10 protein-coding genes are annotated in these 13,010 nt (G+C 50.9%); 8 read left to right on the top strand and 2 right to left on the bottom strand.

Annotated features, from left to right (window positions below):
* Window positions 1-2: 2 nt before the first annotated feature.
* From AB4875_RS02755 to ggt, 3 genes are all read left to right on the top strand, one after another.
* The gene (locus tag AB4875_RS02755) at window positions 3-254 is read left to right on the top strand and encodes a YfhL family 4Fe-4S dicluster ferredoxin (RefSeq protein WP_368374513.1); all 252 of its coding nucleotides are present in this window, start codon (window positions 3-5) and stop codon (window positions 252-254) included.
* Between the two features lie 38 nt (window positions 255-292).
* Window positions 293-580, top strand: coding sequence for a GIY-YIG nuclease family protein (locus AB4875_RS02750; protein WP_368374512.1), 288 nt, complete (start codon window positions 293-295; stop codon window positions 578-580).
* 866 nt (window positions 581-1,446) lie between these two features.
* Window positions 1,447-3,261, top strand: a complete 1,815-nt coding sequence (gene ggt, locus AB4875_RS02745) for a gamma-glutamyltransferase (protein WP_368374511.1) — start codon at window positions 1,447-1,449, stop codon at window positions 3,259-3,261.
* 565 nt (window positions 3,262-3,826) lie between these two features.
* On the opposite strand, the gene mutM is transcribed toward ggt, so the two are convergent.
* Window positions 3,827-4,645, bottom strand: coding sequence for a bifunctional DNA-formamidopyrimidine glycosylase/DNA-(apurinic or apyrimidinic site) lyase (mutM, locus tag AB4875_RS02740; protein ID WP_368374510.1), 819 nt, complete (start codon window positions 4,643-4,645; stop codon window positions 3,827-3,829).
* A gap of 342 nt (window positions 4,646-4,987) precedes the next feature.
* Here mutM and AB4875_RS02735 point away from each other — a divergent pair, with 342 nt between their 5' ends.
* The 4 genes from AB4875_RS02735 (at window position 4,988) to AB4875_RS02720 (ending at window position 10,857) form a co-directional block, all read left to right on the top strand.
* On the top strand, window positions 4,988-5,212 hold the full coding sequence (locus AB4875_RS02735) for a hypothetical protein (RefSeq protein ID WP_368374509.1): 225 nt from the start codon (window positions 4,988-4,990) through the stop codon (window positions 5,210-5,212).
* 253 nt (window positions 5,213-5,465) lie between these two features.
* Window positions 5,466-5,663, top strand: a complete 198-nt coding sequence (locus AB4875_RS02730; protein ID WP_368374508.1) for a hypothetical protein — start codon at window positions 5,466-5,468, stop codon at window positions 5,661-5,663.
* 256 nt (window positions 5,664-5,919) lie between these two features.
* Window positions 5,920-7,938 (top strand): hydantoinase/oxoprolinase family protein, encoded by a 2,019-nt coding sequence (locus AB4875_RS02725; RefSeq protein WP_368374507.1) that lies wholly within the window; start codon window positions 5,920-5,922, stop codon window positions 7,936-7,938.
* Between the two features lie 123 nt (window positions 7,939-8,061).
* Complete coding sequence (locus tag AB4875_RS02720; protein ID WP_368374506.1) at window positions 8,062-10,857, top strand: class I adenylate cyclase domain-containing protein; 2,796 nt, start codon at window positions 8,062-8,064, stop codon at window positions 10,855-10,857.
* Window positions 10,858-12,350: 1,493 nt separating this feature from the next.
* On the opposite strand, the gene cyaY is transcribed toward AB4875_RS02720, so the two are convergent.
* Window positions 12,351-12,665, bottom strand: a complete 315-nt coding sequence (gene cyaY, locus AB4875_RS02715; protein WP_368374505.1) for an iron donor protein CyaY — start codon at window positions 12,663-12,665, stop codon at window positions 12,351-12,353.
* Between the two features lie 145 nt (window positions 12,666-12,810).
* Between cyaY and lptM the strand changes: the two genes are divergently transcribed.
* Window positions 12,811-13,005 carry an LPS translocon maturation chaperone LptM gene (lptM, locus tag AB4875_RS02710; RefSeq protein WP_368374504.1) on the top strand — a complete coding sequence of 65 codons (195 nt, stop codon included), beginning with the start codon at window positions 12,811-12,813 and terminating at the stop codon, window positions 13,003-13,005.
* The last annotated feature ends 5 nt before the right edge of the window (window positions 13,006-13,010 follow it).

The raw sequence follows: 13,010 nt of genomic DNA, 5'->3' as shown, positions 1-13,010 counted from the left end.
CTATGGCTCTAATCATCACTGACGAGTGCATTAACTGTGATGTCTGTGAACCCGAGTGTCCGAATGAGGCCATTTACCAGGGCGACAGTATTTACGAAATCGATCCTAATCGATGCACAGAATGCGTTGGCCATTTTGACGCACCCCAGTGTCAGCAGGTTTGTCCCGTAGACTGTATTCCCCTCGATCCCGCATTTATGGAAACCGAAGAGCAGTTAATGGAGAAGTACGAGAAGTTAATCGCCGTCGCTTAGGTCAATAGTTTAAATCACGTCACCAAGGATGGTCACGCATGATTTCCCCCACTGTTTATATTCTCGCCAGTAAGCCACATGGCACGCTGTATATAGGTTCAACAAGCAACTTGACCCAGCGTGTTTGGCAGCATAAACGTGATTTGGTCGATAGTTTTTGCACAAAATATGGCGTGCATTCGCTAGTGTATTTTGAGCAGTGCGACGATATGTACGCGGCTATTTGTAGGGAACGCCAGCTAAAGCGCTGGAATCGAGCATGGAAGATTCAGCTTATTGAGTCCGAGAACCCAATTTGGGAAGACCTTTATTTTAGTATTTTGTGAATGATGCAGGTTGGCGCCTACACCAATTTAGTTACAGCACACTTCTTGGCCGTCATCCTCAACTCGATTGAGTATCCATAAGCCTCGGGCTTTGAGTTGGAACGCACTTCGTTAAAATCAAAAGCATTCGCTAGCGCTCACATGGATCCCCGATCGGGGTCGGGGATGACAGGTTTTACAGTTAGCAGCATATGCATCGGGAATGACAGGGCTCTTCAGCTCATTTATGCCGTCATCCCCAACTTGATTGGGGATCCATATCTCTCGGGCTTTGAGTTGGAACGCACTTCGTTAAAATCAACGGCATTCGCTTACGCTCACATGGATCCCCGTTCGGGGTCGGGGATGACAGAGGGTTTAGTTTAGGAGCGTGTGAGTCGGGGATGACGGGGCTCTTCAACTCGTTTATACCGTCATCCCCAGCTTGATTGGGGATCCACAGCCTTCGGGCCTTGAGCTGGAACGCACTTCGTTAAAATCAACGGTATTCGCTTCGCTCACGTGGATCCCCGATCGGGGTCGGGGATGACAGGTTTTACAGTTAGCAGCATATGCATCGGGAATGACGGGGCTCTTCAGCTCATTTATGCCGTCATCCTCAACTTGATTGGGGATCCACAGCCTTCGGGCCTTGAGCTGGAACGCACTTCGTTAAAATCAACGGCATTCGCTTACGCTCACGTGGATCCCCGATCGGGGTCGGGGATGACGGAGGGTTTAGTTTAGGAGCGTGTGAGTCGGGGATGACGGGGTTTTAATTTAGTACCGGGTGATTCGGGGATAACGAGGTCTTAGCATAGGCCGATGCGAACATAGGATGACGGTGGGTTAGCATCGGTTCACGAGCTTTTTCAGGAGCCTCTCCTTTGCGCTTTTTCTTGCAGCGTGGCAAGCTGCCTTTGATCTCATTTTCTGCGAATCTTGCCATGTCTACGTTTTTTAATAAACCACGCCTTTCAATTACTGCAGCCATTCTATTTGCGGCGATGAGTTCCGCAACCTACGCCAGCGATCCGGTCATTATTCCCGAGGCCGCTAGTGGATTTAGGGATACCACCACCGTCAGCGCCAAATCCGCAATGGCAGTTACCGCCAATCCTTACGCCACTTATACCGCGGAAAAGATATTGCGCGCCGGAGGCTCGGCTATCGACGCGGGCATCGCAGCGCAATTAGTGCTTGGTCTTGTAGAGCCACAGTCCTCGGGTATCGGCGGCGGTGCATTCATGCTGTATTGGGATGCGAGCCAAAAGCAGCTAAGTAGCTGGGATGGCAGGGAAACCGCGCCGCAATTAGTTGATGAAAATCACTTTTTAACGTCAGACAGTCAGCCGATGGGATTCTTTGATGCTGTTATCGGGGGCTATTCAGTTGGCGTTCCCGGTGTATTAGCTATGCTGGAAGCTTCACATAATAAGTTCGGCAAGCTACCGTGGGAGGCGTTGTTTGCTCCCGCAATTTCACTAGCGAGCAATGGATTTATTGTATCGCCCCGCTTACATACCCTGCTTGTGAAAATGCCGAAGGTGGCAGTTAACCCGGCCATTGAGTCTTATTTCTTTAGCGATGCGAAGACGCCGAAACCTATTGGCACGGTACTTAAAAATCCTGCCTACGCTAGAGCGTTATCGAAGATAGCTTCCAAAGGTAGTGCGGTCTTTTATAAAGGTGATATCGCGAACAATATCGTCAAAGCGGTTAAGTCAGACCCAAACCGCGCTGGTTTATTACGCAAGTCAGACTTAGCGAATTACAAAGCTAGCGAAAGAGCACCGGTATGCGCCACCTTTCGCTCGTACAAAGTCTGTGGCGCACCGCCACCCTCGTCTGGCGGCACCACGGTTATCGCCATTTTAAAAATGATTGAAGCAGTCGAAGATCGCAGCCCAGCATTCTCAGAGGCGGATTTTTTACATACCTTTATCGAGGCATCGCGGCTGGCATTCGAAGATCGGAATGCCTTTGTAGCCGATCCTGATTTCGTGGAAGTTCCGACCGCTGGGTTGGTGGACTCGGGGTATTTAAACCAAAGGGCGGCTCTAATTGATATTGAAAAACGCGCTTTGAGCGTTGCCGCCGGGAAACCGCCTGCGGCGCCAATCCGGATAAGGAGTGCGTCACCCGAGCTTCCCTCTACCAGCCATTTCAGCATTGTGGACGCCAATGGCAATGTACTGAGCATGACAAGTAGTATTGAAACCGCCTTTGGCTCACGTATTTTTGTCGATGGTTTTTTACTTAACAATCAGCTCACTGATTTTTCCTTCACCCCTGAAAATGCTGATGGCAGCAAAATAGCAAATCGCATTCAGGCTGGAAAACGCCCGCGCTCATCGATGTCACCTATGATCGTTTTTAAGGATGATAAGCCGCTGCTGGCGATCGGCTCGCCCGGTGGTGCACGTATTATTGATTATGTCGCGGCTAGTCTTTATCGCATTCTCGCTGAAGACGAAGATATTGCCCACGCAATAAGCGCAGGGCATGTGATTGCCATGGGCGATACTACCGAGTTAGAGACCGGCCGCTTTTCAGAGGAAGTAAAAAATGAGCTACAGCTGCGCGGCCACCAATTTACAGAGCGCGATCAAACCAGCGGCTTACATGGAATTGTGATTAAAGAGTCAGGCTTAGAAGGCGCTGCCGATCCTCGCAGAGAGGGGCAAGTGCTGGGGTTTTGATTTTATACATTGGTGAGAGGTTATAAGGCATTCGCTTTCGCTCACATGGATACCCGATCGGGGTCGGGTATGACCGTGCAGGGGCTAGAACGCGGGTGCAAAGTACAAAGTCCCAGACCTTCGTCATCCCCAGCTTGACTGGGGATCCATAGCCCGCGGGCTTCGAGTGAATGCGTACTCCGGAAAGATCAAAGGCATTCGCTTCGCTCACATGGATACCCGATCGAGTCGGGTATGACCGTGCAGGGGCTTAGAAAGTGGGTACCAAGTATAAAGTTTCACACCTTCGTCATCCCCAACTTGATTGGGGATCCATAGACCTCGGGCTATGAGTGAATGCGTACTCCGGAAAGATCAAAGGCATTCGCTTCGCTCACATGGATACCCGATCGAGTCGGGTATGACCGTGGAGGGGCTTAGAAAGTGGGTACCAAGTATAAAGTCCCAGACCTTCGTCATCCCCAACTTGATTGGGGATCCATAGACCTCGTGCTATGACCTGCAACAAACCACGCAGAATCTAGTGCACCAGCTCAGTATCCAGACGTCATAAATATTCAACCATCTAGCGCTGGCATGTTATACAAAACACCGTTGTGCGCTGCGCCAATTTAATTTCTTGCAGTAATTTTGCACAGTTTGCGCATGCTTCGCCGCCGCGACCGTAGACTTGCAGTTCTTGCTTAAAGTATCCCGGCTTGCCATCCCCGCCCACGAAGTCTTTTAAGGTCGTACCGCCCTGCGCTATCGCTTTTTCGAGCACCTGTTTTACCGCGCTCACTAAACGGGTATAGCGAGCGAGACTAATGCTACCGGCCTCACGAAGAGGTGATATGCCCGCCATAAAAAGCGCTTCGTTGGCGTAGATATTCCCGACACCCACAACTACATGTGCATTCATCAAAAAGCTCTTTATCGGCACTTTACGCTTTCTTGAGCGCTTAAATAGGTACTTGGCATCAAATTCTTCCTGCAGGGGCTCAGGTCCAAGTAGGGCAAATAACTTATGTGCCGACACGTCATCGCCCGCGATCCAAATCACCGCGCCAAACCGCCGTGGATCGGTGTAACGCAATACCTGGCCATCATTCAGTTGCCAATCTAGATGGTCGTGCTTGGCAACCGGCGTGTCGGCGCTGACAAAGTACAAGCGGCCCGACATACCTAGATGTATTACCAAATACCCAGTGGCTAAGCGTACCAAAACGTATTTCGCTCGCCGCTCTACACTGAGGATCTCATGGCCCAGCAAATGATCCGCTAAATTAGGATCGACCGGCCAGCGAAGACGATGATCTCGAACGACGACTTTTTCAAAACGTCTCGCCACAAGATGCGGCTCAATACCGCGCTTCACGGTTTCGACTTCGGGTAATTCAGGCACAACATTCTCTTTCAGGATTATTTGTGGATGCCGATTGTATATCAGCTTGGTGGCTGCCGTAATGCGTGGGCATAGAAGCATTGTTAACTTTTGGATGTATGACTGCTTTAGAACTTTACAGGGCCCCTATAGCCCGAGGTCTATGGATCCCCAGTCAAGCTGGGGATGACGACAGTCGATACAATGAAACGTCGGGGCAGCCATTCAATAGTCCGGCTATACGTGACGTGCTCCAAAACCATTTTGATGCTCACGTCATACACGGTCCCAAAAACCACCGTCATACCCGACCCCGATCGTGTATCCATATGAGCGCAGCGAATGCCTTAGATCCTGAGTGAGATGCACTGGCCCGTAGCCAGAGGTTTATGGATCCCCAATCAAGCTGGGGATGACGACGGTGGATACAATGAAGCGCTGGGGCAGCCATTCAATAGTCCGACTATACCTGACGTGCTCCAAAACCATTTTGATGCTCACGTCATACCCGGTCCCAAAAACTACCGTCATACCCGACTCCGATCGGGTATCCATGTGAGCGCAGCGAATGCCTTAGATCCTGAGTGAGATGCACTGGCCCGTAGACAGAGGTCTATGGATCCCCAATCAAGTTGGGGATGACGACAGTGGATACAATGAAACGTCGGGGCAGCCATTCAATAGTCCGACTATACGTGACGTGCTCCAAAACCATTTTGATGCTCACGTCATACCCGGTCCCAAAAACCACCGTCATACCCGACTCCGATCGGGTATCCATATGAGCGCAGCGAATGCCTTAGATCCTGAGTGAGATGCACTTGACCGTAGACAGAGGTCTATGGATCCCCAATCAAGCTGGGATGACGACGGTGGATACAATGAAGCGCTGGGGCAGCCATTCAATAGTCCGACTATACCTGACGTGCTCCAAAACCATTTTGATGCTCACGTCATACCCGGTCCCAAAAACTACCGTCATACACGACCCCCATCGCGTATCCATATGAACGCAGCGAATGCCTGTGATCCTGCGTGAGATGTGCTGGCCCATAGCCCGAGGTTTATGGATCCCCAATCAAGTTGGGGATGACGATGAAGGAGTATGCGAAGCTCAACGCTGATTGCAGTTCGGATCAAAGCGGCATTCGTACAAGAATTCTACGATCACAAATAACTCCGGTCATCCCCGGCCCCGATCGGGGATCCATATGAGCAAAGCGAATCCACCACCAAACAATGACAAACGCCGCTTGGCTAGCGACAATAGCGCTATGTCCTAATTCGAGTTTGCTATGTCTAAGCTAGCCCCACTTGCTTATCTTGGTGTTGATACCGGCGGTACGTTTACTGATTTTGTGTTATTTCAAGATCAGCAAATTCGCTGCTTTAAATGCCCATCCACGCCAGATAATCCTGAACTCGCCATCTTAAATGGTATTCGCGAATTGGGTTTGATGGATTTAGTTGAAGCCGGTCGCTTGGTGGTTGTTCACGGCTCAACCGTTGCAACAAACGCGGCCTTAGAGGGCAAGGGTGCAAAGACCGTTTTTATTACCAACCGCGGTTTTGCCGATACATTGACCATTGCTCGGCAAACCCGAGAAGCACTTTACGATCTCAGGCCCCGAGCAAAGACGGTTCCTGTTCCAAAATCGTTGTGCCTAGAGACCGGTGGCCGATTAGGCGCTGATGGCAGCGTTGTCGAAGCACTAACTGCCGATGACTTAAGCACACTTAGTGCCTCCTTAAAGGCGCTTAAGCCCGAAGCAGTAGCGATAAATCTATTATTCTCATTTATTAATCCTGATTTTGAAAAAGCTATTGCGGCGCATATTCCCGATGATGTTTTTGTATCACGCTCCTCGGAGGTGTTGCCTGAATACAAGGAGTACGAGCGCGGGATGGCAACGTGGCTTAACGCGTGGCTAGGCCCCAAAGTGGCGACTTATTTAGGTAATTTACAGGATGCCTTAAAAACCACGCCGATCTCAGTAATGCAATCTTCTGGCGGCACCACCGACGCCGCCAATGCCGCCCAGCGCGCCGTGAATTTATTGCTCTCTGGTCCTGCAGGCGGTTTAGCCGCCGCCAAGCACCTTGGTCAAATATTGCATCGGCCTAAATTAATGACCTTTGATATGGGGGGCACCTCAAGCGATGTGGCCTTGATTAATGGCGACATCAAGCTGACTAACGAAGGGCGTATTGGGCCCTATCCGGTGGCGGTTCCAATGGTTGATATGCATACCATCGGCGCAGGTGGCGGCTCTATTGCCTATCTCGACGAGGGCGGCATGCTGCGGGTAGGACCAGAATCTGCAGGCGCTGACCCCGGCCCTGCCTGCTACAACAAGGGGGGTATAAAACCTACCGTCACTGATGCCAATGTGGTGCTAGGACGACTACCCGCCAGCGCGCGCCTGGGCGGCGCCATGGGGATAAACTGCGATGCGGCAAGAGCAGCCGTGGGCGAGCTTGCCAAGACACTTGGGGTGAGCATTGAAAGCACCGCCGAAGGGATTATCGATATTGCCAATGAACATATGGTGCGCGCGCTGCGAGTAATCTCAGTGCAACGCGGCCATGATCCTGCAGATTTTAGTCTATGTTGTTTTGGTGGCGCGGGCGGCCTTCATATTTGTGCGCTGGCCAATACATTGAACTGCCCAGAGATTATTGTACCCAACTACGCGGGCGTTTTTTCAGCGCTGGGTATGCTGTTAGCGCCAAGGGAGCGGCAACTTTCCCGCACGATCAACACTGGTCTAGCAGAAACCGATGCTGCGAATTTACGCCGCGCCTTAGACGAACTGGCAGACACTGGCCGTCAGCAGTTATTGGCAGAGGGTATTAACCCCGATCAAATTACTGCCCACCCCACAGTCGACCTTTGCTACCTAGGGCAGTCCTATACTCTGAATATTGCATGGCAGGAAGATTTCGACAGCCTCGAACGCGGGTTTCATCGCGCTCACCGCGAACTCTATGGACATGAGCTGGCAATCCCAGTCCAACTGATTAATATTCGCCAGGCTTTACGAGCAGAAACCCTGTCCATCACCCTCCCTAGCATTGCCGAAGGTCCGCCTGCCTCAGCAGTAGAAACCCAAACCGTCATGATCGCAGCGACGAAAAATAACCCGCAAGCGCTAGCCAATGTACCGCGCTACGAGCGACCGCAGCTTAACTGCGATCAAGTTATCCATGGCCCTGCCCTGATTAGCGATGCGGTTGCCACCCTGTGGTTAGAAAAAAAATGGCAGGCTCGGGTAGATCGGCAGGGGCATCTAATACTCAGTCGTTGTGAATAACACCGGCATAAGCGCAAACTCTAGCACATTAATAGCAGCACCATAGACTGAGGTAATACCGTACATGACAACAGGTCGTCATTGCCGGTAAAGTAGTGCTAGCGTTATATCGGGTCACACAGCATGGCGGATACGTCCACCCACAATTATCCCCACAACCCCTTGTTCGATCGTGGCATTACCCACGATGGACTGGCGTTGGTTCGCGAGCGTTTTTTAAACCTAAATCGTGAGCGCCTGATTCGCACCCGCACAGCACTACTCCCCCGACAGCAAATATTTTTAGATTTACTGCCACTGCTAATTCACATCAACCACCCCATATTACCCGGCTATAACAGCCTAAGTGCACCCTGCGGGATCGACGGCTATCAACCCGATACTTTGACCTTGGATCGAGTGCGCAACAATATCGCCCGCAGTGTTGAATACCGCCCCGAAGACCAAGCCGCGCCGCTGATCCACAGCGTGTTCCTGATGGGCTCCTGCGGCACGATAGCGCAAGCAGAAAATTCTGACTTAGATGTATGGCTTTGCCACCACGCCAGCATCGATGAAGCCGGTTTAGAGAAGCTCTACCACAAGGCTGGCGCGATTTCTGAGTGGGCAAAAAGCTTGGGATTAGAAATCCACTTCTTCCTAATGAATAACGACCAGTTTCGGCGTGGGCAGCGCGACCGTATTAGTGCTGAGTCAGCGGGCACCAGTCAGCATTTTTTACTCTTAGATGAATTTTACCGCAGCGCTTTGCTGGTGGCGGGACGGTACCCAATCTGGTGGTTGGTGCCACCGGAGGAAGAGGTTAATTATCAGGAATATATCGCCCTGCTCCATTCCCAGGGTTTCGTTGGCCCTCATGAATCTATCGATTTCGGTGGCGTCTCACAAATCCCTGCAGGTGAGTTTATCGGCGCCGGGGTTTGGCAGCTCTATAAGGCGATTAGCTCACCCTATAAAGCTGTTCTGAAATTACTGCTCACCGAGGCCTATGCGCGCGACTTCCCTGGAGTATTACCGCTGTGTGTGAGTCTTAAACGCTCTATTTATCAAGGCATAACCGACGCCGACATCCTCGACCCATATATTATGGTGTATCAACGACTGGCCAGTTATTTGAGCGAGCGCAATGAACTTGATCGCCTAGAATTAATACGTCGCGCCTTTTATTTCAAAGTTGGTATACGGCTGTCGCAGGTCAGTACTAGCAATACGACGTGGCGCCAGCAACTACTACAAAATTTGATAACGGAATGGCAGTGGCGGCCAGAGCAACTTCTCAACCTCGATACCCGCAGCCGCTGGAAATTACGCCGAGTGCGAGAAGAGCATCGTTTTTTGGTGGCTGAACTAACGAATAGCTATCGGTTTCTGCAAGACTTTGCTGCACGCAGTAAACGGCCGGCACTGATCAAGTCGCAAGAAATGACGCTGCTGGGCCGCAAGCTATACGCCGCCTTTGAGCGCAAGCGCTATAAAGTTGAATGGCTAAACCCCGGAATCGCACCCGATCTGTCGGAAGAGCAATTGTTTTTCCACTCGTCCGGCTTCGGCAGCCAGCGCCGCTGGGCGGTGAGTACTAGCGCCCGCCATGACATTGAAGCTGACGCCATATTGCAAGAGCACGATCACCTCAGCGAGTTGCTCTGTTGGTGTTACTGCAACGGTCTCATCAACGACTACAGCCGCCTGCGCCTCAATGGTAGACAAGACGGGATAACTGAAACGGATTTGCGTCGATTGGCAGAACATTTAGGTCAGTATCTGCCGCGCCACGCTTACGCCGCTGACCCTGACAAACACGAAGCGTTTAATCGGCCAAAAGTGCCGGAGACAATGCTGTTTTACCTTAATCTGGGACAACACTCCCTAAATGCACTTGGTGCCGCTGGCCTCAGCAACCACAGTAATAACTACCCTATTGATCAGATAGAGGTCGTCATTATCAATAGCTGGGGGGAAGTTGCGTCTATCGCCTTTAAAGGCGCAGAAGCCTTACTGGAAGCATTTAGAACCTATCAACAAATGATGGTTGCAGCCTCGAGCGGCAGTCATCCACCTATGATACATGCCCTATGTTTTAACGACCCCGACGATAAATTACTCAACGGTATCCGGCATCTGCCCAAATTGCTCTACCGTGCTTTTTACACCAAACCAAGTAATAAGCGCTTGCTCATAAAGTTGAGCAATGGCTTTTATATTCTGCAATCGCAAAACGACGAGCTACAAAGTATTCACGCGGCCGGCTACGACACACTGATTCAATGCCTTGGCCGCGGGCAGCCGGAATATAGCCCTATTATTATGGACCGCTACTGCGCTCCTAACTCCGCCCTCGCCAATATCGTCCACACCGCAAATACCGCTGACTGCTATGTGTTTTTCCATCGGAGAGGCCCTAAGGCCGACCTGTTTTTACGTGATGAACGCGGCTCTCTGCACTTCAACACCGTCGCGTATACAAGCACCGATGCGCTGATCCAACCACTCTTAGCGTTTTTGTACCAATGTAAAAAGCAGCAGCAGAGCAAACATCAATATCATGTATTTGAACTACATCAGGAAAACGACAAGTGGCGCAGCGAAGCCAAAACTGAATATAAACCAGACTTAGACGGTACAGTTTACGACCACCAGAAAGACCCACAAATCCACCTTGAGGCCATAGCGCAAATCCAAGAATCTGGACGCTTAGTGTTTGATATGCGCTGCGGCGATCAGCTATTTAGTTACGCCCAAGCGGGCCAGGAATTATTTGATAAACTAGCCAAACAGCTGCAACTCCTCAGCGACGCACCACAACATTACCACCTAGATCGAGTCGACCTTAGCATCATGCCGCCGCAGCAAACCTGCGTGTATATGCGTTATAAACAGCATATTGAGGAAATATTAAATACCTCCGTGTTAGCGCGCTAGAGGTCTTGCTGTGCGGCGGGCTTTATTATCTAGCGCAAAAGCCATCATCTCCGGCTTGATCGGGGATCCATAAGCCTCGGGCTTTGAGTTACCGCATATTCTGAAGACCCAAGGCATTCGCTGCGCTCACGTGGATCCCCGATCGGGGTCGGGGATGACGAGGTTTTAGCGTAGGCCGATGCGAGCATAGTATGACGGGGGGTTTGGCCTAGGCTGATGCGAGTATAGTATGACCGGGTTTTTATAAGGCTCAGCCAAATCTAGTATGACTTCCATTTTAAAAGGCTCGGCGCGAGACTAATATGACGTCGGTGTGAAAAGACTCGACGCAAATCAAGCGTGACGTTCATGTTAAAAGGCTCGGTACCGCTGTATGGCGCCCGCGTTAAAAGGCTTATTACAGACCACTTCACGCCTCACAGATAAGTCATCGTCGCCCACCATTCAAATGGGTACAAAGCCGTCATCCCCGGCTTGATCGGGGATCCATAAGCCTCGGGCTTTGAGTTACGGCATATTCTTGAAAGACCCAAGGCATTCGCTGCGCTCACATGGATCCCCGATCGGGGTCGGGGATGACGGGGTTTTTATAAGGCTAAGCCAAATCTAGTATGACTTCCATGTTAAAAGGTTTAGCGCAAATTCAGTATGGCGTCCATGTTAAGAGGCTCGGTGCAAATGCTGTATGGCGCCCGCGTTAAAAGGCTTATTACAGACCATTAAGCGCCTCAGAAATAAATCATCGTCACCCACCATTCAAATGGTACAAAGCCGTCATCCCCGGCTCGATCGGGGATCCATAAGCCTCGGGCTTTGATTTAGGGAATATTCCGGAAAGATCCAAGGCATTCGCTGCGCTCACGTGGATCCCCGATCGGGGTCGGGGATGACGAGGTTTTAGCCTAGGCCGATGCGAGCATAGTATGACGGAGGGTTTGGCCTAGGCTGATGCGAGCATAGTATGACCGGGTTTTTATAAGGCTCAGCCAAATCTAGTATGACTTCCATCTTAAAAGGTTTGGCGCAAATTCAGCATGGCGTCCATGTTAAGAGGCTCGGTTCAAACCCAGTATGGAGTCGGTGTTAAGCGGCCCTATACAAATGCTATATGGCGCCCGCGTTAAAAGGCTTACTACAGACCACACACTGCCCCAGAAATAAATCATCGTCGCGCGCCATTCAAATGGTATAAAGCCGTCATCCCCGGCTCGACCGGGGATCCATAAGCCTCGGGCTTTGAGTTAAGGAATATTCCGGAAAGATCCAAGGCATTCGCTGCGCTCACGTGGATCCCCGATCGGGGTCGGGGATGACGGGGTTTTAGCGTAGGCCGATGCGAGCAAAGTATGACGGGGGGTTTGGCCTAGGCCGATGCGGGCATAGCATGACGGGAAGTATCAGCTGACTGGGGACGTCGAGCTTGAGCGGTAGGTGTAATCGATGATTCATCGTTTGAATGATTTAAGAATTTAATCATTCAATAACAAACCCAATCAATTAATTATTAATGCTTCGCCAATTTGTTCGCGGCCAATTTCATCCAGCATTTCCACCAATGTTTGCTCCGTTCGCGCGCAGTACCACTCTTCATTTTTCCACGTGTAGTGAAAACCGCCCGAGCGTGCGGCTAGCCACAGTTCTTTACTGGGGGTTTGGCGGCTAAATATTAAGGCGCTGCCGTCTGGACATTTCAGAGTGAGTACGCCGCCGCTAATTTCGCAGTCTACATCCGCCTCTAGCTCATCAATGGCATCTTCGATGGTGGTAAACAATTCATCAATATTATCGTTGAATTCGACTTCATTCATTTGTGGCATCCACTATTAGGCTTTCAGTTTGGATTGGTGGCGGCAGTATACTAAGCCTCGAATCAATCTGCAGTAGAACATGGGCATTGGGCTTGATGCCTCAGCTAGGTATAATGCGCGACTACGCTAATTTCGGGGCATTGTTATGGTTAACATTCGCATTTTCGCATTGTGCAGCGCTGTTCTGTTAGGCGCATGCGGCCAAACTGGTCCGCTTATACTCGCCGAAGACGACGGCACAAAAGCGAATGAAGACAGTAGCAGTGCCAATATAGCGACAAGCCCCAAGCCGCGTCAGCAAACCAACACCAATACGGCGACCACGTCGCCTGCCGAGTAAGCCTA

Origin of the sequence: Zhongshania sp. R06B22 (assembly GCF_040892595.1) — a bacterium.
GTDB lineage: Bacteria > Pseudomonadota > Gammaproteobacteria > Pseudomonadales > Spongiibacteraceae > Spongiibacter > Spongiibacter arctica.
The sequence above is the reverse complement of the archived record's forward strand: the minus strand, read 5'-3'. Positions and strand labels throughout refer to the sequence as shown.

Excerpts from the sequence above, each read along its gene's own strand:
- AB4875_RS02755 (WP_368374513.1), top strand. The coding sequence starts at position 3 with ATGGCTCTAATCATCACTGACGAGTGCATTAACTGTGATGTCTGTGAA.
- AB4875_RS02750 (WP_368374512.1), top strand. The coding sequence starts at position 293 with ATGATTTCCCCCACTGTTTATATTCTCGCCAGTAAGCCACATGGCACG.
- AB4875_RS02735 (WP_368374509.1), top strand. The coding sequence starts at position 4,988 with ATGCACTGGCCCGTAGCCAGAGGTTTATGGATCCCCAATCAAGCTGGG.
- AB4875_RS02730 (WP_368374508.1), top strand. The coding sequence starts at position 5,466 with ATGGATCCCCAATCAAGCTGGGATGACGACGGTGGATACAATGAAGCG.
- AB4875_RS02725 (WP_368374507.1), top strand. The coding sequence starts at position 5,920 with ATGTCTAAGCTAGCCCCACTTGCTTATCTTGGTGTTGATACCGGCGGT.
- AB4875_RS02720 (WP_368374506.1), top strand. The coding sequence starts at position 8,062 with ATGGCGGATACGTCCACCCACAATTATCCCCACAACCCCTTGTTCGAT.
- cyaY (WP_368374505.1), bottom strand. The coding sequence starts at position 12,665 with ATGAATGAAGTCGAATTCAACGATAATATTGATGAATTGTTTACCACC.
- lptM (WP_368374504.1), top strand. The coding sequence starts at position 12,811 with ATGGTTAACATTCGCATTTTCGCATTGTGCAGCGCTGTTCTGTTAGGC.